This window comes from Klebsiella sp. WP4-W18-ESBL-05 (assembly GCF_014169075.1).
Classification (GTDB): domain Bacteria; phylum Pseudomonadota; class Gammaproteobacteria; order Enterobacterales; family Enterobacteriaceae; genus Kluyvera; species Kluyvera ascorbata_B.
Map to the genome: position 1 here is coordinate 3,402,642 of NZ_AP022057.1, position 22,402 is coordinate 3,425,043.

At 53.3% G+C, this 22,402-nt stretch carries 21 protein-coding genes and 6 tRNA genes; 13 read left to right on the forward strand and 14 right to left on the reverse strand.

The window, feature by feature from the left end:
- Nucleotides 1–25: 25 nt before the first annotated feature.
- The 4 genes from H7R58_RS16255 to H7R58_RS16270 all read right to left on the reverse strand — a co-directional run bounded on the left by H7R58_RS16255 (nucleotide 26) and on the right by H7R58_RS16270 (nucleotide 3,929).
- Nucleotides 26–2,227, reverse strand: a complete 2,202-nt coding sequence (locus H7R58_RS16255) for a sensor domain-containing phosphodiesterase (RefSeq protein ID WP_106924193.1) — start codon at nucleotides 2,225–2,227, stop codon at nucleotides 26–28.
- A 163-nt stretch (nucleotides 2,228–2,390) separates the two neighbouring features.
- Complete coding sequence (locus H7R58_RS16260; RefSeq protein ID WP_000343760.1) at nucleotides 2,391–3,611, reverse strand: ISL3-like element ISKox3 family transposase; 1,221 nt, start codon at nucleotides 3,609–3,611, stop codon at nucleotides 2,391–2,393.
- A 126-nt stretch (nucleotides 3,612–3,737) separates the two neighbouring features.
- Nucleotides 3,738–3,813 (reverse strand) — tRNA-Ala (locus tag H7R58_RS16265).
- A 40-nt stretch (nucleotides 3,814–3,853) separates the two neighbouring features.
- Nucleotides 3,854–3,929, reverse strand: a tRNA-Ala gene (locus H7R58_RS16270).
- Between the two features lie 216 nt (nucleotides 3,930–4,145).
- Here H7R58_RS16270 and H7R58_RS16275 point away from each other — a divergent pair.
- Nucleotides 4,146–4,493 carry a YfeC-like transcriptional regulator gene (locus H7R58_RS16275; protein WP_106924192.1) on the forward strand — a complete coding sequence of 116 codons (348 nt, stop codon included), beginning with the start codon at nucleotides 4,146–4,148 and terminating at the stop codon, nucleotides 4,491–4,493.
- Between the two features lie 9 nt (nucleotides 4,494–4,502).
- The gene (locus tag H7R58_RS16280; RefSeq protein ID WP_106924191.1) at nucleotides 4,503–4,898 is read left to right on the forward strand and encodes a YfeC-like transcriptional regulator; all 396 of its coding nucleotides are present in this window, start codon (nucleotides 4,503–4,505) and stop codon (nucleotides 4,896–4,898) included.
- A 41-nt stretch (nucleotides 4,899–4,939) separates the two neighbouring features.
- On the opposite strand, the gene gltX is transcribed toward H7R58_RS16280, so the two are convergent.
- Nucleotides 4,940–6,355, reverse strand: coding sequence for a glutamate--tRNA ligase (gene gltX / locus H7R58_RS16285; RefSeq protein WP_106924190.1), 1,416 nt, complete (start codon nucleotides 6,353–6,355; stop codon nucleotides 4,940–4,942).
- Nucleotides 6,356–6,602: 247 nt separating this feature from the next.
- On the opposite strand from gltX, the gene H7R58_RS16290 reads away from it, so the two are divergent.
- The 4 genes from H7R58_RS16290 (at nucleotide 6,603) to H7R58_RS16305 (ending at nucleotide 7,002) form a co-directional block, all read left to right on the forward strand.
- A tRNA-Val gene (locus tag H7R58_RS16290) sits at nucleotides 6,603–6,678 on the forward strand.
- 46 nt (nucleotides 6,679–6,724) lie between these two features.
- Nucleotides 6,725–6,800 (forward strand) — tRNA-Val (locus tag H7R58_RS16295).
- A gap of 46 nt (nucleotides 6,801–6,846) precedes the next feature.
- Nucleotides 6,847–6,922: transfer RNA gene (locus H7R58_RS16300), tRNA-Val, on the forward strand.
- A gap of 4 nt (nucleotides 6,923–6,926) precedes the next feature.
- A tRNA-Lys gene (locus tag H7R58_RS16305) sits at nucleotides 6,927–7,002 on the forward strand.
- A 219-nt stretch (nucleotides 7,003–7,221) separates the two neighbouring features.
- On the opposite strand, the gene H7R58_RS16310 is transcribed toward H7R58_RS16305, so the two are convergent.
- The 4 genes from H7R58_RS16310 to xapA are packed head-to-tail and all read right to left on the reverse strand — an operon-like array spanning nucleotide 7,222 to nucleotide 10,525.
- On the reverse strand, nucleotides 7,222–8,115 hold the full coding sequence (locus H7R58_RS16310; RefSeq protein ID WP_182930601.1) for a LysR family transcriptional regulator: 894 nt from the start codon (nucleotides 8,113–8,115) through the stop codon (nucleotides 7,222–7,224).
- A 50-nt stretch (nucleotides 8,116–8,165) separates the two neighbouring features.
- On the reverse strand, nucleotides 8,166–8,324 hold the full coding sequence (locus H7R58_RS16315; protein ID WP_182930219.1) for a DUF1427 family protein: 159 nt from the start codon (nucleotides 8,322–8,324) through the stop codon (nucleotides 8,166–8,168).
- 57 nt (nucleotides 8,325–8,381) lie between these two features.
- Entirely contained in the window at nucleotides 8,382–9,638 is a 1,257-nt protein-coding gene (locus H7R58_RS16320) for a nucleoside permease (RefSeq protein WP_106924187.1), read from the reverse strand.
- Nucleotides 9,639–9,691: 53 nt separating this feature from the next.
- The gene (gene xapA / locus H7R58_RS16325) at nucleotides 9,692–10,525 is read right to left on the reverse strand and encodes a xanthosine phosphorylase (protein WP_182930218.1); all 834 of its coding nucleotides are present in this window, start codon (nucleotides 10,523–10,525) and stop codon (nucleotides 9,692–9,694) included.
- Between the two features lie 229 nt (nucleotides 10,526–10,754).
- On the opposite strand from xapA, the gene H7R58_RS16330 reads away from it, so the two are divergent.
- A complete protein-coding gene (locus tag H7R58_RS16330) occupies nucleotides 10,755–11,519 on the forward strand; it encodes a nucleoside-specific channel-forming Tsx family protein (RefSeq protein WP_106924185.1) in 765 nt (254 codons plus the stop codon).
- An 81-nt stretch (nucleotides 11,520–11,600) separates the two neighbouring features.
- Nucleotides 11,601–11,942 (forward strand): FlxA-like family protein, encoded by a 342-nt coding sequence (locus H7R58_RS16335; protein ID WP_106924184.1) that lies wholly within the window; start codon nucleotides 11,601–11,603, stop codon nucleotides 11,940–11,942.
- On the opposite strand, the gene H7R58_RS16340 is transcribed toward H7R58_RS16335, so the two are convergent.
- Nucleotides 11,933–12,859 (reverse strand): LysR family transcriptional regulator, encoded by a 927-nt coding sequence (locus H7R58_RS16340; RefSeq protein ID WP_106924183.1) that lies wholly within the window; start codon nucleotides 12,857–12,859, stop codon nucleotides 11,933–11,935. The genes H7R58_RS16335 and H7R58_RS16340 overlap by 10 nt on opposite strands.
- 89 nt (nucleotides 12,860–12,948) lie before the next feature.
- Here H7R58_RS16340 and H7R58_RS16345 point away from each other — a divergent pair, with 89 nt between their 5' ends.
- The gene (locus tag H7R58_RS16345) at nucleotides 12,949–13,938 is read left to right on the forward strand and encodes a bile acid:sodium symporter family protein (protein ID WP_106924182.1); all 990 of its coding nucleotides are present in this window, start codon (nucleotides 12,949–12,951) and stop codon (nucleotides 13,936–13,938) included.
- A 2-nt stretch (nucleotides 13,939–13,940) separates the two neighbouring features.
- On the opposite strand, the gene H7R58_RS16350 is transcribed toward H7R58_RS16345, so the two are convergent.
- From H7R58_RS16350 to zipA, 3 genes are all read right to left on the reverse strand, one after another.
- Entirely contained in the window at nucleotides 13,941–14,153 is a 213-nt protein-coding gene (locus tag H7R58_RS16350) for a DUF3820 family protein (protein WP_106924181.1), read from the reverse strand.
- A gap of 1 nt (nucleotide 14,154) precedes the next feature.
- Nucleotides 14,155–16,170 (reverse strand): NAD-dependent DNA ligase LigA, encoded by a 2,016-nt coding sequence (ligA, locus tag H7R58_RS16355; RefSeq protein ID WP_106924180.1) that lies wholly within the window; start codon nucleotides 16,168–16,170, stop codon nucleotides 14,155–14,157.
- A gap of 71 nt (nucleotides 16,171–16,241) precedes the next feature.
- Entirely contained in the window at nucleotides 16,242–17,258 is a 1,017-nt protein-coding gene (gene zipA, locus H7R58_RS16360) for a cell division protein ZipA (protein ID WP_182930217.1), read from the reverse strand.
- 230 nt (nucleotides 17,259–17,488) lie between these two features.
- Here zipA and cysZ point away from each other — a divergent pair, with 230 nt between their 5' ends.
- Complete coding sequence (gene cysZ / locus H7R58_RS16365; protein ID WP_065355855.1) at nucleotides 17,489–18,250, forward strand: sulfate transporter CysZ; 762 nt, start codon at nucleotides 17,489–17,491, stop codon at nucleotides 18,248–18,250.
- On the opposite strand, the gene H7R58_RS16370 is transcribed toward cysZ, so the two are convergent.
- Nucleotides 18,174–19,043, reverse strand: coding sequence for a helix-turn-helix domain-containing protein (locus tag H7R58_RS16370; protein WP_182930216.1), 870 nt, complete (start codon nucleotides 19,041–19,043; stop codon nucleotides 18,174–18,176). The genes cysZ and H7R58_RS16370 overlap by 77 nt on opposite strands.
- A gap of 285 nt (nucleotides 19,044–19,328) precedes the next feature.
- On the opposite strand from H7R58_RS16370, the gene H7R58_RS16375 reads away from it, so the two are divergent.
- The 3 genes from H7R58_RS16375 to ptsH all read left to right on the forward strand — a co-directional run bounded on the left by H7R58_RS16375 (nucleotide 19,329) and on the right by ptsH (nucleotide 22,365).
- Entirely contained in the window at nucleotides 19,329–20,582 is a 1,254-nt protein-coding gene (locus H7R58_RS16375) for an oligosaccharide MFS transporter (RefSeq protein WP_182930215.1), read from the forward strand.
- Nucleotides 20,583–20,751: 169 nt separating this feature from the next.
- On the forward strand, nucleotides 20,752–21,723 hold the full coding sequence (gene cysK / locus H7R58_RS16380; protein ID WP_106924178.1) for a cysteine synthase A: 972 nt from the start codon (nucleotides 20,752–20,754) through the stop codon (nucleotides 21,721–21,723).
- A 384-nt stretch (nucleotides 21,724–22,107) separates the two neighbouring features.
- Nucleotides 22,108–22,365, forward strand: a complete 258-nt coding sequence (ptsH, locus tag H7R58_RS16385; protein ID WP_002913505.1) for a phosphocarrier protein Hpr — start codon at nucleotides 22,108–22,110, stop codon at nucleotides 22,363–22,365.
- The last annotated feature ends 37 nt before the right edge of the window (nucleotides 22,366–22,402 follow it).

Consider the following 22,402-nt stretch of genomic DNA (forward strand, 5'->3'; position numbering starts at 1 on the left):
GAGCATCACAGGGCCTGTAACGTTGTTACAGGCCCTTTTTTTTGTTTTCAAGCTGCCACAGCGGGCGAGGTTTATCAATCAGGTACCCCTGCATGTAGTGCACGCCAAGGCGCGACAGCAGCGCTTGCTGCTCTTCTGTTTCCACATACTCTGCCACCACCGACAGATTGCGCACCTTCGCCAGCTCGCAAATAGAACGGATGATCATTGCGTCCATCGGGTTATTCAGAACATCACGCACGAAGCAGCCGTCAATCTTGATGATATCGGCTTCCAGACGCTTCAGGCGTTCATAGTTGGCGTAGCCGGTGCCGAAGTCATCAATCGCAATCAGGCAACCAAACTGGCGCAGCTGCTGGATGTTGGCCACGCTAACGTCAGAATTAGAGAAAGCCTGCTCTTCGGTAATCTCAATAATGATGCGCTTCACGTCGACGCGATAGCGGCGGAACAGCGCGATGATTTCAGCCGCGCTGCCCTTCTGCATAAGCGTGTAGGGCATCAAATTTACCGAGAAGCTCATTCCCGGAAGATCGTCGAGCGAGCTGAACAAATACTCGAGCACCTGCATATCGAAGCGCTTGCTGAGGTTGAACTGGGCCAGCACGGGAATAAACTTATCCGGCGTCACAACCCCGCTGGCGTCGACGAGACGGCTTAAAATTTCGTAATACCCTTCCCCCGACGGCTTTCTGATCGGCTGGGCGTAGAGGACAAAGCCGCCCCAGTCCAGCGCGTTTTTAACCCGATTCAACAACACCACCCGTTCGCTATTCTGATCGAAGGCTTCAACGTGGCCGTTATCCAGCTTCAGTATTTGGTTTCCCTCATCGGCCTGCTCCACCAGCCAGCTCAGCTGGCCCAGCAGATGGTGCAAGTTTTTATCCCGGGGATGCACCGGCGACCAGGAAATGGCGTACTCAAGGTTCAGCACCGCATTGTTCCAATGGATTTCCTTGTTACTCAGAAAATCAATCAGATGATTCAGTCGCGCTTTGGTATCCGGGCCGTTCAGCACCAGAAGCAGCTCATTGCCCGGCAGCTGGAACAGCTTTTCTTCATGGCATAAGAGCGGCTGTAAAACCTGAGTAATGCTGCGTTTGCACTGAATACGCATAGTCATGCCATAGTGGCGGCTGAGAAAATCCAGGTTGCCGATATGCAAGCAACAGATGCTGACGGAACCCGCTCGCGGTTTCATCATGTATTCTTCCAGCGCGCGCAGGTTCGGCAGGCCGGTTATCGGATCCTGCATGGCCTGAGCCTGCCACATTGACTGCAGCCTCTGGCTGCGGTGGTATACCTGTAGCAGATAGAGCAGACATACCGTAAAGGAGATCAGCGATGAGAGTATGAAGGCCAGAGAGTACTGGGTCTGTATGCCGTGAAGGAAGTTTTTGTTGTACATCACCAACAGGAAGGCGGACACCGTCCAGGTCAACACAACCAGGGGATAGGCCAACTGGCTGATGCCAAAAGAGAAAAAGATAAATATGGCCGGTACCAGATAACCCGCAAAATAATAGTCGCCGAACGGCGCACACAGGAATACCAACATTCCGACCAGGCTAATAAACCAGCAAGTAATAAATATCCTATTCCTGAGATCGGTATAGCAAACAATATTCCTGCGCCAGAATGATCTGGCATAGCGCGGGTTGAGGCACATTCTGAATGGATAATAAAAAAGGCGTGTAAAAATCAGCGATGCGCAAACCAGCCCTTGTATATCAACGATAGTATAAATAACTGATGTTATATTAAAATAACTGTACATTAATTCCGGGATAAAAATTATCTCGCCGGTAACATACATCAAAATCTTGGCCATTATCGGGGCAGAAAAGCCTAACAAAAAGACATTCAAGCCGATGTTTTTTATAGGAATTCCATGTCTCCACCGACGACCTAGAGAATAGCGTAAAATAAGGCAACAAAGGCAAACTGCGGCCAACTGACAGAATAGCAATGTTAATGAATAAAAAGGGGATAAATGCAGTTGCCAATAGTTAGTAACGGTAAAGCCAAGCGCTAGTGGCGCAATAGCATGGCGACCAAAAAGCATAATCAGGGCAATCATTACGCCTAGTGGTAGCCAGGCCAGATATACAGAATGCCCGTCATAAAATGCGGTTGGGGAGATATATCTGGATAATGGAATAGCCACCAGGCTCATTATCAGAGCCAGGCAGAATTTCCTAAGTGGGGTACTCCTGATGACCGTCATGCGTATCTGCCGATATCCTTTATCGTACGTAGTTTGACTCTTTGAATATTAGGGGCGCGAATTTATTGGCGCAAGCGTAAGCGATGAAATCCTGATCTGTACCGGTCTTTTAAAAGAGGAACGCTGTATTTTTGTGGGTCTTCCCCGATCATGGTGGGAAGGCTCAGAACGCCATATTCAGCTTTCCGTAGTGGAACATCACCCCCAGTTTAAAGCGCTCCCGGTTTCGGTATCCCCTGGCTTTTATCCTCAGCAGCCTGATCTTGCTGTTAAGTGCCTCCGCATTTCCGTTTGAGACACTGTGTCGCATCGCATTCAGGATCCCGTACAGCCTTTTTCCTATCGTTTTCGCGGCATTTTTCATCATGGGAACGTCACTGTTAGCCGCCAGCGCCAACCATCTCTGCCAGTCACTCCGTCTTTCCTCGCTCCATGGCCTGTTCCAGATATCCTTTGCCAGCTCTTTCAGCGCCCAGCACTGGCTCGTCAGCTTCATCTGTGCACGCAGCCACATCAGCTTTTCCTGCCGGGATTCGGTCATCCACTTATCGCTGTACTGCCACAGGAAGCGGGTTCCTTTTGCCTGGTGTCGGCTTTCAACAGGGAGGTGCGGATGTTCATTCTGACGGGTTTTATCAACTACCTCGCCCAGTTGCTTCGCCACATGGAAGCGGTCAAAGGCGATTTTCTCAACCGCACTGGGTAAGTGGATACGCGCTGCTCTTATATAGCCCGCGTTCATGTCCATTGAGAGCGTTTTGATAGCCAGCAACTGCCCATCAGTGAGCGTGCGAAGATAGCCGGCAAGACTCTCTGTGCCGCGATCATCCGTTAAGGCCAGCGCCCGACCATCGCGATCGGAGATCACCGTTATGTAACGATGTCCTTTTTTAAAGGCGACCTCATCCACATTCATATGACGGGCGGATAATGGCTTTTTTATCCGGGCAAGACCTCGCTTAACTGCCCGGGTCATAATGCCGTCAACCGCATTCCAACTGAGCTTAAGTTGCTTCCTGACAGCATCAACGGTGCTGATTTTCAGCCATGAGAGAACGAACGATTCGAATAGCAACGTATACCGGCTTCCGGGGCCAGCCCACGGAACAGGCAACGTCAGGCAGCCATGCTCCGGACACATAATTCGTGGAACATCGGCTTCAACAATAGTGGTGAACTGGCAGGTATCAAGATGGCGCCATTTACGATGACGGTGATCGTGAACAGAACAGGATTTACCGCAGGTCGGACAGGCTAGCCGGGTGTTTTCAGCGATCTCAATAGTGACAGTAACAGAACCGGCATTTTCATCGAGAGAAAGGGACTTTACCTGCCACGGATCGGACAGGTTGAGAATATGAGCGTAGAGGGACTTTTCGTCCATGGCGGTGACCTCTGGCGATTAAATACACCATTATCATGCCTTCAGCCACCACAACAAGGGAAGACCCATTTTTGTACATACGAGAGATAAAAAAAACCCCCGCCATCAGGCGAGGGTTTCAAATTTTGGTGGAGCTAAGCGGGATCGAACCGCTGACCTCTTGCATGCCATGCAAGCGCTCTCCCAGCTGAGCTATAGCCCCACAGTGCCTTTACGTTCCAAAACCTGATGGGAGCAGGATTTGGTGGAGCTAAGCGGGATCGAACCGCTGACCTCTTGCATGCCATGCAAGCGCTCTCCCAGCTGAGCTATAGCCCCAACGTAAAGCTGTCGTGTTGACGGGCGGCATAATATGAATTCCCTCGCACAGTGTCAACGGCAAAATTCGCTAACAGCATCTAACCGCTGAAAAAGCAGACAAACGGGCCGTTTTCCACGCTCGCTCGCAAACAGGAGTTATCCGTGTCACGTTTTCATATAAAACGATGCTATAACATGAACCTGTAATTCCCACACAGCAACTCAGGAAATAGCATGCTCAAGGAACGAATGACGCCGGAGGAGATCGCCCACCTGACGGGCTATAGCCGCCAGACCATCAACAAATGGGTACGAAAAGAAGGCTGGAAAACATCTCCCCGCCCTGGCGTTCAGGGCGGCAAAGCCAGACTTGTACACGTTGACGAGGACGTCGTTGAGTTCATCCATAGCGCTCAGCGCGCCGCAGAGACCACCGCCCCCTACGCAACCGACAATCCTTTCCATACGCTGCTGCTCACGCTGGTAGATGAAATGACCGAGTCGGAACAGAAACAGCTGACCTCGCTGCTGCTTCGGGAAGGGATCAGCGGTTTATTACAACGTTTAGAAATTCGTGGTTAAGCCCTCGTGATGAAAACACTTCCCGCCAAAATGTCGACTGAAGAGCTGGCCGAACGCACCGGTATGACCCGGCAGACCATCAATCGCTGGATTCGTGAACAAGGCTGGCGCACCGAACCGATACCGGGCATTAAAGGCGGCCGCGCGCGGCTGATTTTTATGAGCCAGGAAGTGCGGGACTATCTTGCCAATATTCCCGCACTGCGCCACATGATGGCGACCAACCAGATAGATGAGCCCACGCCCGGCTACAGCGCAAAAGCATCCGAGGTGGTGTGGCAGCAGATTGCCGACGTGCTGCAAAATATGACGCCGGTGGAACAACAGCGTCTGCACCGGCTGCTAGCGCGTGAAGGAATATGCGGATTTCTGTCGCGACTCGGGTTGAGCGACAACGAGACGTAAAAAAAGCGGGTTTCCCCGCTTTTTTTGTGCCCGAAGGTCTCTTACTGCTGGCTTTCACGCTCGGCGATAAAGCCCAGAGCCTTATTGATACGCTCAATACTGCGAGACTGACCGATAGCATGTACGGTCACATCCAGCGCAGGAGACTGGCCAGCCCCGGTGACAGCAACGCGCAGCGGCATGCCTACTTTACCCATCCCCACTTCCAGCTCATCGGCCGTCGCCTGAATGGCATGGTGCACGTTTTCCGCCGTCCACTCGGTGATAGCGGCAATTTTGTCGCGCACCACTTCCAGCGGCTGACGAGCAACCGGACGCAGGTGTTTTTTCGCCGCATCGGCATCAAATTCGCTGAAGTCTTCATAGAAGTAACGGCAGCTCTGCGCCATCTCTTTGAGCGTTTTGCAGCGCTCGCCGAGCAGTTTCACCAGCTCGCACAGCTGCGGGCCAACGCGGGTATCAATATTTTCCTGCTCAATGTGCCACTGCAGATGCGTTGCCACATATTCCGGTGCCAGCGTATTGATATAGTGATGGTTCAGCCACTGCAGTTTTTCGGTGTTAAACGCACTAGCCGATTTGCTAACCGCATTCAGAGAGAAGAATTCAATCATCTCTTCACGGCTGAAGATTTCCTGATCGCCATGGGACCAGCCCAGGCGCACCAGATAGTTCAGCAGCGCTTCCGGCAGGTAGCCGTCATCACGATATTGCATCACGCTTACCGCGCCGTGACGTTTAGACAGTTTTTTGCCGTCGTCGCCGTTGATCATTGAAACATGCGCATACATCGGCACCGGCGCATTCAGCGCTTTAAGGATGTTGATTTGGCGCGGGGTGTTGTTGATATGATCTTCACCACGGATCACGTGGGTGATTTCCATATCCCAGTCATCGACGACAACGCAGAAGTTGTAGGTCGGAGAGCCGTCGGTACGACGGATGATCAGATCGTCCAGTTCCTGGTTGCTGAACTCGATCGGCCCACGGATCTGGTCGTCAAAAATAACAGACCCTTCCTGCGGGTTAGCAAAACGCACGACGCACGGTTCATCAGCGGCATGATGCTCATGACCATGGCGGCAGCGGCCGTCATAACGCGGCTTCTCGCCTTTTGCCATCTGCTCTTCACGCAGGGCGTCCAGACGCTCTTTAGAGCAATAGCATTTATACGCCGTGCCCGCTTCCAGCATTTCGTCAATCACCGCATTGTAGCGATCGAAACGTTTAGTCTGGTAGTACGGGCCTTCATCCCACTCCAGATTCAGCCAGTTCATACCATCCATAATGGCTTCAATGGCTTCCGGGGTTGAGCGCTCAAGATCGGTGTCTTCAATACGCAGCACAAACTCACCGTCGTGGTTACGTGCAAAAAGCCAGGAATAAAGAGCAGTACGAGCACCGCCGACGTGCAGATAGCCGGTCGGGCTAGGCGCGAAGCGAGTTTTGATTTTCATGAAATGGCCTTACGTTTATAAAGATGCCGACAACCGGCAAATCCTGGAAATAAAAGTGGGCAATATTCTATCACTCCCATTCGGTTGTTCCCACCGCAAGCGCATGCTTTGCATTTTTTGCATACAATTCATACAACATAGCGTATTTTGCGATCGCATTGATTAATTTTACGACGAACGAACAAATTCTTTAGAAAAGGCGTTGACTCATTTTCAACTCTCCCTATAATGCGACTCCACACAGCGGGGGTGATTAGCTCAGCTGGGAGAGCACCTCCCTTACAAGGAGGGGGTCGGCGGTTCGATCCCGTCATCACCCACCAACTACTTTATGTAGTCTCCGCCGTGTAAAGCAAGAAATTGAGAAGTGGGTGATTAGCTCAGCTGGGAGAGCACCTCCCTTACAAGGAGGGGGTCGGCGGTTCGATCCCGTCATCACCCACCACTTTCTCGCCAGCTGGATTTCTTGTTAAAATGTGAAGTACCGAAGTGGGTGATTAGCTCAGCTGGGAGAGCACCTCCCTTACAAGGAGGGGGTCGGCGGTTCGATCCCGTCATCACCCACCACTTCGGGTCGTTAGCTCAGTTGGTAGAGCAGTTGACTTTTAATCAATTGGTCGCAGGTTCGAATCCTGCACGACCCACCAATGTAAAAAAGCGCTCTAAAGGCGCTTTTTTGCTATCTGCGATATAAACGATTCGAACCTGCTGCAGGTTCGGTGTTGAGCGCAGCGAAACAACGGAGCCGTTTACGGCGACGGCCCGAAGGGCGAGCGAAGCGAGTCATCCTGCACGACCCACCAATGTAAAAAAGCGCCCTAAAGGCGCTTTTTTGCTATCTGCTATTTACCCGCAATTATCAGCGATTAACAACCTTCCTGCATAAATGTTGCAATCAGCTTGCTCAGCACAGGCGTAACCTGCTGATGCTCATACACCAGGTAGAGATCTGCCGCTATCCGCTCTTCCAGCGGCCGAAACACCACGCCGGGCCAGTTCATTTGTGCATAGCTGTCAGCCATTAATGTAATCCCCATCCCTATGCTGATCATCGCCAGCACCGTTTGCGGTTCGACCACTTCACGAACGATCATTGGGGTAAAGCCCGCTTTCTGACAGACAATCTGCAAAAAGGCCCAATCGGAATGTACCGACGGCAGCGTCACGAAGTACTCATTGCGCAAGGCGTCTAACGGAACGCAATCGCAGGCTGCCAGGAGGTGATCTTCCGGCATAGCCACCAGGAACGATGCTTCATACAGGCGCTGGGCAGAAAAGCGCTCTGGCAATGCCGTCGCCATCCGCCAGATCCCGGCGTCCAGCTCGCGCCTCTCCAGCAGTGCCATTTGCAGCCCCGGCGACTTTTCACGGAATATCACATCAACGTTGGGGTTTTCCTTTAAAAACCGATGCATCATCGGCCGCATTCGCCCCCACATCGCCGTGCCAACCACGCCCAGTTCAATTCGCCCTGCCTCGCCACGACCAATCTTTTCAACCCGTGCCAGCGCCTGATTGGTGCTTTCGATTAAGCGTCGTGACTCCTCCATCAGCACCTTGCCGGCGTGCGTGAGCGCTACGCTGCGAGAATGCCGCACAAACAGTAGCGTACCGAGCTGCTGTTCAAGCTCTTTGATATGAATACTGAGCGGAGGCTGCGACATATTTAAACGCACTGCGGCTCGGCCAAAATGCAGCTCTTCCGCCACGGCGATAAAATAGCGTAATAATTTAAGATCGATACGGTGCTCACGTCCCATCACTATTACGCTCCATAATGGCTATTTGAAGGATTAACTTACCACACCCCTCAGTGAAAAATAAACCTGACGGCCAGATAGCCAAAATACATAAATACAATTGATAAAACACCGGGAAGCACATTTGGCGCAGGAATAGGTAAGCGGCAAAGCGTAAACAGCGCACCAATACCGAACCCAATACCGGATGACATAATAATATCTTTCACAACGATCCCTTGTAGTTAAATAATCGCTGGCGACAATCCTCACCAGCGATGAATTAATTAATGCGCCACCGATGCCGAGGATATTTTCTCCGGCTCGTGTTTATATCTGAAGAAAATAGCGAAGATCACCGCCAGTGCTAATGCGTAGGCAGCAAAGACCAACCAAATGGTTTGCCAATCTTTCACGCCATCGACGGAGAAATAATCTACCGCCATGCCGCTTAAGAGTGACCCCACCCACGCGCCGACACCGTTCACCATGGTCATAAACAGCCCCTGGGCGCTGGCGCGAATATGTGCCCCCACTTCCTGTTCAACAAATACGGAACCGGAAATATTAAAGAAATCGAACGCACAGCCATACACAATCATCGACATCAGCAGCAGAACAAAGCCCATCGGCGACGGGTCGCCAAAGGCAAAAAAGCCAAACCGCAGCGTCCATGCCACCATGCTCATTAGCATGACGGTTTTAATGCCAAAGCGCTTGAGGAAGAACGGAATCGTCAGAATAAACCCGACCTCCGCCATCTGAGAAACTGAAAGCAGGATGGAAGGATACTTAACTACAAAACTGTCGACGAATTCAGGATTACGGGCAAAATCATGCAGGAATGGGTTACCGAACACGTTGGTAATCTGCAGCACCGCGCCCAGCATCATGGCGAATAAAAAGAACAGCGCCATGCGCGGATCTTTAAACAGCACAAACGCATCCAGCCCCAGTTTGCTGGCAAGCGTGGTGGCCACTTTCTTCTCAGCCGTGGGAATTTTCGGCAACGTGAACGCATACAGCGTCAGCAATACCGACGCCCCGGAAGCGATATAAAGCTGCACATTGCTCAGTTCAAGATGTAGCAGGCTGACCGACCACATGGCCACAATAAAACCGAGGGTCCCGAACACGCGAATCGGCGGGAAACGGGTCACCGGATCCAACCCCGCCTGCGCCAGGCAGGAGTACGACACACTATTCGACAGCGCAATGGTCGGCATAAACGCCATCGCGTTAACCAGCATCACCCAGAACATGGTGTCAGCATCGGTGACCGATGCGGCGTAAAACAGCACCCCGGCACACACCAGATGACACAACATATACGCACGTTCCGCACGCAGCCATTTATCGGCAATAATGCCCATAATTCCCGGCATAATAATTGCCGCCAGCCCTTTAGAGCTGTACACCATCCCCACGTTAGCACCGGTAAAATGTAACGTATTGATCATGTAAGAACCCAGGGTAACCAGCCAGCTTCCCCAGATAAAATACTGTAAAAACGACATGATTTTTAAGCGAGACGTAATGTCCATCATCATTTCCTTGTCGTAGCATCAGGCCCCCGAAAGGGCCTTGTCATCGGCTATCAGGCCAGTTTGCGTAAGAAGCCGCAGATAAGATTGATAAAGTTCTGGCGGGACAGTTCGGCAGCGGCCAGCGTCTGCGCGTGTGACAATTTCACATCGCTCAGCCCTTCCGCCATATTAGTAATGGCGGAAACCGCCACCACCTTCAGCCCGCAGTGGCGCGCGGCGATCACTTCCGGCACCACCGACATCCCCACCACATCGCCGCCGATGATTTGCATCATGCGAATTTCAGCCGCCGTTTCAAAATTTGGCCCCGGGTAGGAGACAAACACGCCTTCGCTCAGCGGGAAGCCCTCTTCCTTTGCAACGGTCTGGAGCAACGCGCGATAGTCTGCGTCGTAGGCGTTCGCCAATGAGAAGAATCGTTCACCAAAGCGCTCATCATTTGGCCCCACCATCGGCGTGCCCGGCATGGTGTTGATATGGTCTTTCAGCGCCACCAGCTCGCCTGCCCCCACTTCCGGGCGCAGAGAACCCGCCGCATTGGTGCAAAATAGCAGCTCGCAGCCCAACAGCTTGAACGTACGCACAGCGTCGGTCATGATGCGCATCCCGCGGCCTTCGTAGAAGTGGCCACGCCCCTTCATACACGCCACCGGTACGCCCGCCAGCGTGCCGAGCACCAGTTCTCCCGCGTGGCCATGCACGGTACTCACCGGGAAGCCGGGTAATTTTTCATAAGAAATGGCAACGGCGTCTTCAATTTGCTCAGCCAGTGCCCCTAACCCGGAACCTAATATAAACGCCACTCGCGGCGTAAAGCCCGGCTTGTAACGGTGAATAATATCAACGCAGTACTGTGGGTTATTTGAAAAATGAGGATGGGTCATAACTATCCTTAAACAGTGTGAACAGAACATGAAGTAATTCACTGTTTATAGCGATACTTATATGGAACTAACCAATACTATTTATTCTCACTATCGATAGTAATTTTAAATCAATCGAAACTTATATTCTGCAAGTATTAATTCAGCGTAAAAACGGTATTGGTAATGGGCCAAATTTAACAATACAAATGGCATGTTTTTATTATTCCTAAAAATAGAGAAATTAACAATGAACAATAAACGCATTATTCTTGCCATTACCTCTCTGCTTTTACTTCCCGCCGCGTCTCATGCCGAATTTAAAGGCGGATTCGCCGATATTGGTTTGCATTATCTTGATTGGTCAAACCGAACCACGGAGAAATCGAGTAATAAGTCGCATAAAGATGACTTTGGCTATCTTGAACTGGAAGGCGGCGCCAATTTCAGCTGGGGCGAAATGTACGGTTTCTTCGATTGGGAAAATTTTTATAACAACCGTCACGATAAACCCGGCAGCGAACAGCGCTATACGTTTAAAAACACCAACCGCATTTATCTGGGCGATACCGGGCTGAATCTCTATCTCCACGCCTACGGGACCTATGGCTCACCGAACCGGGTCAATTTCCACGATGATATGTTCCTCTACGGCCTTGGCTACAACTTTACCGGCAACGGTTATTGGTTTAAGCCGTTTATTGCTAAACGCTATACCGATCAGACCTACTACACCGGTGATAATGGCTACGTGGCCGGGTGGGTTGCCGGGTACAGCTTTATGCTCGGCCATGAGAAATTCACCGTCACCAACTGGAACGAATACGAATTTGATCGGGATCCAAGCTATGCGGCCGGTAACGGCGGTAAGGAAGGGCTGAACGGCGCGCTGGCGGTATGGTGGAACGCAACAGCCCATCTGACCACCGGTATTCAATACCGCTACGCGGACGATAAGCTCGGCGAGAGCTGGTATCAGGACGCCATCATCTACTCGGTAAAATTCAATTTCTGATGCTCAAATGCGGGAAGCAATGCTCAAGCTTCCCGCTAGCAGGCCGATATTGGTTATATTTCCCTTTATAAGGCCTCGATCATGACCACTATCAGCACAACTTCCATCGCAGCGCTGAAAGCCACCACCAGCTCCGCCGCGCCGGAAGGTAACGATGCCGCATCGCAGATGGCGCGTATCACCCAACAGATTGTGAAGCTCACCCAGCAGCTAAAAGAAATCGCCGACGGCAGCGGGAGCACCGAAGAAAAACAAAAGCGGGCGGAAATGATTCAGGAGCAGATTACCATGCTGGAAGCACAGCTGGCGCAGCTGCAGCGCCAGCAGGCGGAAAAGGAACAAGAAAAACAGGAAGCCTCTGCCGCCCCCGTCACCGGCATCAATAAGCCCAGCGACGACCGTCAAATCGATATCTATATCTGATACAGCGGCTCCTGAGCGCGGTTATCCATCAGCAGCTGGCTCTGCTCACGCACCACGTCCCACAGCGCCTGGGCGGCCGTCGAGAGCGAGCGATTTTTTCGCCGCGCCAGCATCAGCTGACGCTCTACCCCTGGGGTCAGTCGCTTCACAACCAGCGGGCTCCCCTCAGGTAACGGCAGCGCCAGCGCGGGGATAATGCTAATACCAATACCGGCGGTCACCATCGGGAACAGCGTTGCCGGGTGGCCAATTTCCTGCACGATATCGGCTTCAATATCATGCAGGCGCAGCGCGGCATCAATCAGCATTCGGCTGCCCGAGGCGTAGTCCTGCAGCACCAGCTTCGCCCCCTGTAGCGCCTGCCAGCTCACGCTCGGCAGCCCAGCAAACGGATGATCGCCGCGGCACAACAGGAAAAACGGTTCCGACAGCACGGCTTCGCACTGTAAATCCCCCACAACGCCCGGATCGATAACGATGCCAAAATCCACCTCGCCCTGGCGGATGCTCTCCAGTACCCACTGCTGCGGTCGGTCATGCAGCACAAAGCGAATATCCGGATAGCGGCGATTGCTTTGGGCAATGCATTGCGGAATAAGATGCGCCGAGATGGTCTGGCTTGCCGCCACGCGCACCGTCCCGCTAAGCTGCTGACCAATACGCCCGGCTTCACGCAGCGTGCTATGCAGCTCATCCAGCAGGCGCTCAAGCCGCTGCGCCAGCTGCTGCCCCGCTTCGGTTAGCACCACTTCGCGCGTGGTGCGGTCGAGCAGACGCACGCCGGTCTGATGCTCCAGTTCCTTTACGCTATGGCTAACCGCCGACTGGCTGAGGCCAATGATCTCCCCCGCCCGACTAAAGCTTTTCGCCTGCGCAACCGTCACAAACACCTTTAACTGCCGAAGAGAGTAATTCATCTTTTTTATTCATTAATGGATGCAATAAATCAATTTTATTTCTCAACAATAAAAAAGCAAAATAGCATCATCGATCTTCAGGAGTCTTTATGAAACTTTTCCGCATTTTAGATCCGTTTACGCTTACTCTTATCGCCGTCGTCCTGCTCGCCACCTTCTTTCCCGCGCGCGGCGATTTCGTACCATTTTTCGAGAATTTAACCACCGCCGCCATCGCGCTGCTGTTCTTCATGCACGGTGCCAAGCTATCGCGTGAATCAATTATTGCCGGCGGCAGCCACTGGCGACTGCACCTGTGGGTGATGTGCAGTACGTTTGTGGTCTTCCCGGTGCTCGGCGTACTGTTCGCCTGGTGGGCGCCCATTAACGTCGATCCGGCACTCTATTCAGGCTTCCTGTACCTCTGCATACTGCCTGCAACCGTGCAATCGGCCATCGCCTTCACGTCCCTGGCGGGCGGTAACGTAGCTGCCGCCGTCTGTTCTGCGTCCGCCTCTAGTCTGCTGGGGATTTTCCTGTCGCCGCTATTGGTTGGCCTGGTGATGAACGTTCACGGCGCCGGCGGCAGTCTCGAGCAGGTGGGCAAAATTATGCTGCAGCTGCTGCTGCCGTTCGTTCTTGGCCATCTCTCCCGCCCCTGGACTGCCGCATTTGTCAGCAAACACAAAAAATGGATCGCCAAAACCGACCAGACGTCAATTTTACTGGTGGTTTACTCCGCCTTCAGTGAAGCTGTGGTTAACGGGATCTGGCACAAAGTCGGTCTGGGGTCGCTGCTGTTTATCGTCGTGGTCAGTATCGTGCTGCTGGCGGTGGTGATTCTGATCAATACCGTGGTTGCCCGCCGTCTGGGCTTCAATAAAGCCGATGAAATTACGATTGTTTTCTGCGGTTCGAAAAAGAGTCTGGCCAACGGCATTCCGATGGCCAATATACTCTTCCCGACGTCAATTCTGGGGATGATGGTGCTGCCGCTAATGATCTTCCATCAGATTCAGCTGATGACCTGCGCGGTGCTGGCGCGCCGCTACAAAGCGCAGACCGAAAAACTGCAGGCCAAAGAGCAGGCCCGCGTTTAAGGCTAGCGTTTAAGGGGCTGCACCAGTTGGGTCAGCCCCTCGGTTTTAATCAACAGCGTCAGCTGCATCAGCTCGCCAAGATGGCCCGCCGGAAACTGATCCTTGCGGGCAAACCACAGCAGATACTCCTCCGGCACGTCGATTAAACGTCGGCCTTTATACTTGCCGAACGGCATCTCGGTGTTGGCAATCTCAATCAGCTGCGCTTTATCCACGTCACACTCCTAGCAGCCGCAGCATTTCCGCTTCATCAATCACCGCGATGCCAAGCTCCTGCGCTTTGGCCAGCTTCGAGCCTGCCGCTTCGCCGGCAATCACCAGGTCGGTTTTCTTTGATACGCTGCCCGCCACCTTCGCGCCCAGCTCGACCAGCCGTGCTTTGGCGTCATCACGGGACATCTGGCTCAGACTGCCGGTCAGCACCACGGTTTTACCTGCAAACGGGCTGTCTATCTCTTCAACGTTGATTGCCACCGGCGCAGGCCAGCTGACGCCTTCTTTCAGCAACTGTTCAATGACTTCGCGGTTGCTCGCTTCGGCAAAGAAGTTAAACACGTGGTTAGCCACCACGACGCCGACGTCCGGCACTTTTTGCAGCTCGTCAATCGACGCGGCCTCCAGCGCATCCAACGTACCAAAATAGGCCGCTAGCCCTGCGGCAGTGGCTTCACCCACTTCACGAATGCCGAGCGCATAGAGGAAACGGGCAAATGTCGTTTGCTTCGCCTTTTCCAGCGCATTCACCACGTTCTGCGCCGACTTGGGCCCCATGCGGTCCAGGCCGGTAAGTTTTCCTGCCGTTAAGGTAAACAGGTCGGCTGGCGTATGGACGTACTCTTTTTCCACCAGTTGATCGATGATTTTATCCCCCATGCCGTCCACGTCGAGAGCGCGGCGAGAGACAAAATGCTTCAGCGACTCTTTGCGCTGCGCACCGCAGATCAGGCCGCCGGTGCAGCGCGCCACCGCTTCCCCCTCTACGCGTTCAACGTCGGAATGACACACCGGGCAGTGGGTCGGGAAGACAATTTCCTGCGTGTCATCAGGGCGCTCAGAAACCACCACGTTGACCACCTGCGGAATAACGTCCCCAGCGCGACGAATCACCACTTTATCGCCGATACGCAGCCCCAGCCGCGCAATTTCATCAGCGTTGTGCAGCGTGGCGTTGCTGACCAGCACGCCCGCCACCTGGACCGGCTCAAGCCGTGCAACCGGCGTAATCGCGCCGGTGCGCCCGACCTGGAATTCAACGTCGCGAACAAAGGTCATCTGCTCTTGGGCCGGGAACTTGAACGCGACCGCCCAGCGAGGGGCGCGGGCAACGAAGCCCAGCTGTTCCTGAAGCGCCAGCGAGTTGACCTTGATCACCACGCCATCAATATCAAAGCCCAGCGTTGGGCGATCTTCTTCAACTTTATGGTAGTAAGCGAGCACTTCCTCCGGCGAATCGCAGAGCGTCACGCGGTCGCTCACCGGCAGGCCCCACGCTTTAAACTGCATCAGGCGACCCAGATGGGTATCCGGCAGCTCGCCGCCTTCCAGCACGCCGACGCCATAGCAAAAGAAAGTAAGCGGTCGCTTCGCGGTAATGCGCGGGTCCAGCTGGCGCAGCGAACCGGCCGCCGCGTTACGCGGGTTGGCAAACACCTTGCTGCCGGTCCGGCGGGCGTCTTCGTTGATCTTTTCGAACCCGGCCTGCGGCAGGAACACTTCACCACGGACTTCCAGCCGCGCCGGAATGTTGTCGCCGTGCAGCTTCAGCGGGATCGCACGGATGGTACGCACGTTAGAGGTAATGTCCTCCCCGGTAGTGCCATCACCGCGCGTGGCGGCGCTGACCAGCACGCCGTTTTCATAAAGAATGCTCACCGCCAGCCCGTCGAGCTTCAGTTCACAGCACCAGGTCAGCTTGTCGCTGCTGTTGAGGCGGTCCTGCACGCGTTTGTTGAAGGCGAGGAAACTCTCTTCATCAAACACGTTATCCAGCGACAGCATCGGCACTTCATGACGAATCTGGCTAAAGGCGCCCAGCGGCTCAGCGCCGACGCGCTGGGTCGGTGAGTCAGCGGTAACTAACTGCGGATGCTGCGCTTCCAGCTCGCGCAGCTCGCGCATCAGGCGGTCGTACTCGGCGTCCGGTAGCTCCGGCGCATCCAGAACGTGGTACAGATATTCATGATGGCGAAGCGTCGCTCGCAGTTCATTCAGTCGTTGTTCTATAGATTGCATATCACACCATCAATGATAAAAAACCCCCGACAGGCGGGGGTTCAGGAGGGGTTGAAAACGCACGCGCCGAATCAGGCGTTGGCGTCTTTCACTTCGCGAATACGATCCTGATACTCGCGCAGCTTTTGCGGGGTCATCATCCGACGCTGATCGTCGAGCACCACGCCGCCGACTTCATCGGCAATATACTGTGCCGACTGGAGCATCAGCTTGAAGTTTTGCAGCTCATCACCGTAGCCCGGCACCTGCATGAAGATAGTCACGCCTGGCGTTTGCATATCGCTCATGTTGTCCGGATCAAACGTCCCCGGCTTGAGCATATTCGCCAGGCTAAACAGCGCCGGGCCGCTTCCGTCCGGGCTGAGATGGCGATGGAAGATGTTCATATCGCCAAACTTGAATCCGGCCTGTTGAATGCTGTTGAGCAGCAGTTCACCGTTAATGTATGAGCCCTGGTGAGCGGACACGTTCATGACGATGACCGTCTCTTTGCGCTCCGGCTTAACCGGTTCGGCGGGTTCTGGCGCTGGCTGTGCAACCGGTTCTGGCTGCGGCGGCTGCACCGGCAGCGGCTGGGCCGTCGGCGCTGCTACCGGCGCGGCAACGTGCGGCTGCGGAGCAACAGGCTGAGGCTGATGTACCGGCGGCACGGGCTGCGGTTGTTCGACAACCGGCGGGCGCACGGGCTGCTGCACAGGCTGCTGCACCGGCGCGTGCTGAGCAGGCTGATAAGGCTGTTGAACGGGCGGCTGCGGTACCGGCTCTTGCGGACGCACAGGCTGAGGAGCCTGTCGCTCGTAAGGCGGCTGGTACTGGTGTTGAGGCGCGTGACGGGGGGCTTCATGCTCCCCAGCGGCCCCAGGGGCGTGATTAACCTTGTGGACACGAACTTCACCCACGCCTTCAACATTGTCATCAACGTCGTCTTCCGACTCATCGTCGGCATCGCGAGACTTCATACGCTTGATTGGGCGATCGCGGAACATCGAGGAACGCTCTTTACGGCTCGTCCAGAAACCATGAACCAGTAAAGCGAGTATGGCGATCGCGCCAACAATGATTAATATCAGACGCAAATCCTGCATCATTATATTCTCTGTTGTTCTAACACCTTGCCACCACGGCAAACATTTACTCACTAAGAGTATTTGCCCATCACGTCAAGTGCAAGTGTGCACATGACATTCACCGCAGAAAGATGCGTTAAATCGTACTTTTTGCTTGTTTTTCGAACATTTCTTAACTGGTGATTGTCCAACAACTCGCTAATATAGTGTCGTCTTTTCAATGTAGTCAGACAAAGGAGCTTCACCTGACCATGGTTTCATCGTCCACCCCTGCCGCACGCAGCGGCGTTTACTATTTCTCTCAGGGCTGGAAACTGATCGGCTTGCCGGGCATTCGCCGATTCGTCATCTTACCGCTGTTGGTCAATATTGTGCTGATGGGCGGCGCCTTCTGGTGGCTGTTCAGCAAGCTGGAGAGCTGGATCCCCTCGCTGATGGGGCGTATTCCCGACTGGCTGCAGTGGCTGAGCTATCTGCTTTGGCCGGTGATCGTGATTTCAATTCTGCTGGTTTTCGGCTATTTCTTCTCAACCATCGCCAACTGGATAGCCGCGCCGTTTAACGGTCTGCTGGCCGAGCAGTTAGAGGCGCGCTTAACCGGCGCCACCCCGCCGGACACCGGTATTGTCGGTATTATGAAAGACCTGCCCCGCATCATGAAACGCGAATGGCAAAAGCTGGCGTGGTATCTGCCGCGCGCCGTCGTGCTGCTGCTGCTGTACTTTATTCCGGGCATCGGCCAGACGGTCGCGCCGGTGCTGTGGTTCCTGTTCAGCGCCTGGATGCTGGCGATTCAGTACTGCGACTATCCGTTCGATAACCACAAGGTACCGTTTAAAACTATGCGTGAAGCGCTGCGCACCCGTAAGGTCACTAACATGCAGTTTGGCGCGCTGACCAGCCTGTTCACCCTGATCCCGGTGCTTAACCTGGTGATTATTCCGGTGGCGATTTGCGGCGCGACGGCGATGTGGGTGGACTGTTATCGCGATAAACACGCGATGTGGAAGTAAGCGCCTGCTGTCGCAGACAAGCGCCGAGATGGCTGGCATCATAAAAGTGACAGTACTCGGCAATATCCCGCAGCGAATGAACGCCTTGCTGCATTAAAAACCGGGCATGACGCAGCCGCAGGGCAATTAAATACTGCTGCGGCGTCATCCCGGTTCGTTGTTTAAAACGGCGCTGGAAGGTGCGAAGCGTGAGTGAAAAGCGGTCCGCCAGCGTTGACCACTCCACCTTTAATTGCCAGTGGCTGTCTACCCACGACATCGCCAGGCACACCCGCTCATCGACGCTGAGATCGCCATACGCCGTCTGGCAATAGCGCGGCAGCTGGGCCAGCAAACGCAGCAAAAAGGTCTCCTGCAGAGCGCTACGCAATGGGCCACTCTCACCGCCATCGCTCATTTCGGCGCAGGCAAATGCATTAAGTTCCCTCACGACCTTCATCCAGCCGGGCGTCGCCATATGCCACAGCTGCGGTTCCGACTCTTCAAACAGCGACGCGATACGACTATCAAACCAGTTTAACTGACCTAGCGGTACGTGCAGCAGATTAATGGCGCTGCTCTCGTGCATGTCAGTAAAGGCGTGGCGATCTTCGGCGCGCAGCGCCATAAATGAACCGGCGCGCATAAACCAGGGTGAGCCGTTGACGATATGGGTCATCGTACCGGAGAGCAAAAAGAGTATTTCGTGATAATCGTGGTCATGCTCTGGATAGGAAATACCCGGCAACCAATACTGCACGCAAACCCGGTCGCTGGGGCGATTAAATACGTGGGATTGTTGTAAAGTTTGCATGGTTATTTCCTGAACCATTGCCAGTGTAGCGAAATTAAAACGCTGATGATTGCCTTGTCAAATACCTTATTTTATAGGGGGGGATAATTTAAAAATAATGGCTAAAAATTGAGTTTTATTGCCCTCTCAAGGCGATAAAAAAATTCACATATTCATTCTGTGAGGGACAACACAGCCTCTAAGGATAAAAACGACAAGGTGGCCAGAAGATGGCAATCAGATAAAAGTCTGCAAACGCTATTCAGGCTAACGTAGCGCTGTCATTTCGCAATGGAGTGGAATTATATGGTCAGCATGATAAATAAGCAGGCTTATATCAGAATAAGTCTCTGTCTCTTTGTTTTCTATTTTGCATGGTCCACCAGCTGGTCGTTTCTGGCGATCTGGCTGGCCGATAACGTGGGGCTGAACAGTGAAAAGATTGGCTTTGCGCTCTCAATCAACGCCCTGTTTGCGCTGGCGATGAAGCCCGTCTGCGGCTACATCATGGACAAGCTCGGTCTGGGCAAGCACCTGCTGGTCATCGTGACCCTCGCCTCGGTGCTGGCAGCCCCCTTTTTCATTTGGGTGTACCAGCCGCTGCTTGGCGTTAACCTGGTTGCCGGTATGCTGGTTGGCGCACTGTATCTCTCCTTCGCTTATCTGGCCGGCGTGCTGGTGTTTGAATCCTACGCCGATCGCTATAGCCGCGCCTGGTCCTTTGAGTTTGGCCGCGTGCGCATGTGGGGATCGATGGGCTGGGCGGTGGCGTCGCTGTTTGCCGGGCAGCTGTTTAACCTATCTCCGCACTATAATTTCTGCGTCACATCGCTGGCCTGCATCGTGTTGCTCATGCTGCTCGGCATGTTAAAAACGCAGGGCGACGGTATCGACTGGCAGGCGGTTAACTCAGGCCAAAAAGCACCGGTCAATAAAACCGACGTCAAAATGCTCTTTACCCAAAGTGGGTTCTGGATCCTGATGCTGTTTTACGGCGGAATTATCTGGATGATGCAGAGCGCAGAACAACAGTTTCCGCGTTATTTTGTCAGTTTCTTTGACGACCATAAACAGGGTAATGCGATGCTCGGTTATATGGGCTCAGTGCAATCCGCCGCCGAATTCATTTTAATGTTTTCCATTCCCTGGCTGATTAATAAAGTCGGCGCCCGTAATGGTCTCTTGTTAGCGGGTTTTGTTATTGGATTGCGGTTGGTGGTTTCCGCGCTGGCGACTCACGCGTGGATGATTGCCATTATTAAACCGTTCTACGGTCTGGAGATGGCGCTGCTATTGGTATCAATCTTTAAATATCTTTCTCTCTATTTCGATAAGCGCTTAACCGGAACCGTTTATATGGTGCTGGGCTGTTTTAACTATTTAGGTATTGCGCTTATCAACCCCATTGCCGGGATGCTATACGACCGCTACGGCTTCGCCAAAACCTATCTGGTGATGGGCATCATAGCGTGGGTGATTACCCTTATCGGCATCCAGGTGCTGGGTAAAGGCCGCTATGGACACACCTCAACGACTCCGCTCTCCGCCACGCAGGGCTAACGCGCACCACGCCTCATCCCTATGGATGAGGCTTATACCTTGCCTTATTCCATCCCGCTTGCCATTATTTCCCTTCAGTATATAGATATGCGAAATCCTTACTTCCGCAGAATCTTTAAGCAGGTATGCTGGTCCAGTACCCCAAATTTCATACAGTTAAGGACAGGCCATGAGTAAGATTTTTGAAGATAACTCCCTGACTATCGGTCATACGCCGCTGGTACGACTGAACCGCATCGGTAACGGGCGCATTCTGGCGAAGGTTGAATCACGTAACCCGAGCTTCAGCGTCAAATGCCGTATCGGTGCCAATATGATTTGGGATGCCGAAAAACGTGGCGTACTGAAACCGGGCGTTGAACTGGTTGAACCGACCAGCGGCAACACTGGAATCGCTCTGGCCTACGTCGCCGCCGCTCGCGGTTACAAACTGACGCTGACCATGCCGGAAACCATGAGTATTGAACGCCGTAAGCTGCTGAAAGCGCTGGGCGCCAATCTGGTGCTGACCGAAGGTGCGAAAGGCATGAAGGGCGCAATCCAGAAAGCGGAAGAGATCGTCGCCAGCAATCCGGAAAAATACCTGTTGCTGCAACAGTTCAGCAACCCGGCGAACCCGGAAATCCACGAAAAAACCACCGGCCCGGAAATCTGGGAAGATACCGACGGCCAGGTTGACGTATTCATTGCAGGCGTCGGCACCGGCGGTACTCTTACCGGCGTCACGCGTTATATTAAAGGCACCAAGGGCAAAACGGATCTCATCTCCGTGGCCGTTGAACCAACCGATTCTCCGGTCATCGCGCAGGCGCTGGCAGGTGAAGAGCTGAAGCCTGGCCCACACAAGATCCAGGGGATCGGCGCGGGCTTCATTCCCGGCAACCTCGATCTGAAACTGATCGACAAAGTGGTCGCCATCACCAATGAAGAAGCCATTTCTACCGCACGTCGTCTGATGGAAGAAGAAGGTATTCTGGCCGGTATCTCTTCCGGTGCTGCCGTTGCCGCCGCGCTGAAACTTCAGGAAGATGAAACCTTTACCAATAAGAATATTGTGGTTATCCTACCGTCTTCGGGTGAACGCTATTTGAGCACCGCGTTATTTGCAGATCTCTTCACCGAGAAAGAACTGCAACAGTAATGCCAGTGCGTTAAAATCGTGTAAAAAAGCACCCAGCCGGGTGCTTTTTTGTGGCGTACGTCAAACTTTTACCCCCCCTGGCATTGCTTCACCTCCTTAGGTCTGGTATTTAACCATCATATTTATTTTGAGCCGCGAAATTATTCATTACAGGTTTTCCTGTGCTGAATCGATTTTATGATTTGGTTCAAATCCTGCTTTCGCGGCATAATGTTTAATGATAAGCGAAACGTCAAAGGCCAGAAGCGTCTGCGTCGGAAGGTTTGTCGCCGATGGTAGCGCTGATTTGTGGACGTCGCTTGAATTGAGTAATACAGGCTAAAGTCTAGCCACCAGGCTAGACTTTAGTTCCACAACACTAAACCTATAAGTTGGGGAAATATAATGTTCCAGCAAGAAGTTACCATTACCGCTCCGAACGGTCTGCATACCCGCCCTGCTGCTCAGTTTGTTAAAGAAGCGAAAGGCTTCACTTCTGAGATCACTGTGACCTCCAACGGCAAAAGCGCTAGCGCGAAAAGCCTGTTCAAACTGCAAACTCTGGGCCTGACTCAGGGTACCGTTGTTACCCTGTCCGCAGAAGGTGAAGACGAGCAGAAAGCAGTTGAGCATCTGGTTAAACTGATGGCTGAACTCGAGTAAGTTCAACGAGTTCTTTTAAATATCAGTCACAAGTAAG

Excerpts from the sequence above, each read along its gene's own strand:
- ligA (WP_106924180.1), bottom strand. The coding sequence starts at position 16,170 with ATGCAATCTATAGAACAACGACTGAATGAACTGCGAGCGACGCTTCGC.
- cysZ (WP_065355855.1), top strand. The coding sequence starts at position 17,489 with ATGGTTTCATCGTCCACCCCTGCCGCACGCAGCGGCGTTTACTATTTC.
- H7R58_RS16320 (WP_106924187.1), bottom strand. The coding sequence starts at position 9,638 with ATGGACATTACGTCTCGCTTAAAAATCATGTCGTTTTTACAGTATTTT.
- H7R58_RS16260 (WP_000343760.1), bottom strand. The coding sequence starts at position 3,611 with ATGGACGAAAAGTCCCTCTACGCTCATATTCTCAACCTGTCCGATCCG.
- xapA (WP_182930218.1), bottom strand. The coding sequence starts at position 10,525 with ATGACCCATCCTCATTTTTCAAATAACCCACAGTACTGCGTTGATATT.
- gltX (WP_106924190.1), bottom strand. The coding sequence starts at position 6,355 with ATGAAAATCAAAACTCGCTTCGCGCCTAGCCCGACCGGCTATCTGCAC.
- H7R58_RS16280 (WP_106924191.1), top strand. The coding sequence starts at position 4,503 with ATGAAAACACTTCCCGCCAAAATGTCGACTGAAGAGCTGGCCGAACGC.
- ptsH (WP_002913505.1), top strand. The coding sequence starts at position 22,108 with ATGTTCCAGCAAGAAGTTACCATTACCGCTCCGAACGGTCTGCATACC.
- H7R58_RS16375 (WP_182930215.1), top strand. The coding sequence starts at position 19,329 with ATGGTCAGCATGATAAATAAGCAGGCTTATATCAGAATAAGTCTCTGT.
- zipA (WP_182930217.1), bottom strand. The coding sequence starts at position 17,258 with ATGATGCAGGATTTGCGTCTGATATTAATCATTGTTGGCGCGATCGCC.
- H7R58_RS16345 (WP_106924182.1), top strand. The coding sequence starts at position 12,949 with ATGAAACTTTTCCGCATTTTAGATCCGTTTACGCTTACTCTTATCGCC.
- H7R58_RS16340 (WP_106924183.1), bottom strand. The coding sequence starts at position 12,859 with ATGAATTACTCTCTTCGGCAGTTAAAGGTGTTTGTGACGGTTGCGCAG.
- H7R58_RS16370 (WP_182930216.1), bottom strand. The coding sequence starts at position 19,043 with ATGCAAACTTTACAACAATCCCACGTATTTAATCGCCCCAGCGACCGG.
- cysK (WP_106924178.1), top strand. The coding sequence starts at position 20,752 with ATGAGTAAGATTTTTGAAGATAACTCCCTGACTATCGGTCATACGCCG.
- H7R58_RS16275 (WP_106924192.1), top strand. The coding sequence starts at position 4,146 with ATGCTCAAGGAACGAATGACGCCGGAGGAGATCGCCCACCTGACGGGC.
- H7R58_RS16310 (WP_182930601.1), bottom strand. The coding sequence starts at position 8,115 with ATGGGACGTGAGCACCGTATCGATCTTAAATTATTACGCTATTTTATC.
- H7R58_RS16335 (WP_106924184.1), top strand. The coding sequence starts at position 11,601 with ATGACCACTATCAGCACAACTTCCATCGCAGCGCTGAAAGCCACCACC.
- H7R58_RS16330 (WP_106924185.1), top strand. The coding sequence starts at position 10,755 with ATGAACAATAAACGCATTATTCTTGCCATTACCTCTCTGCTTTTACTT.
- H7R58_RS16255 (WP_106924193.1), bottom strand. The coding sequence starts at position 2,227 with ATGACGGTCATCAGGAGTACCCCACTTAGGAAATTCTGCCTGGCTCTG.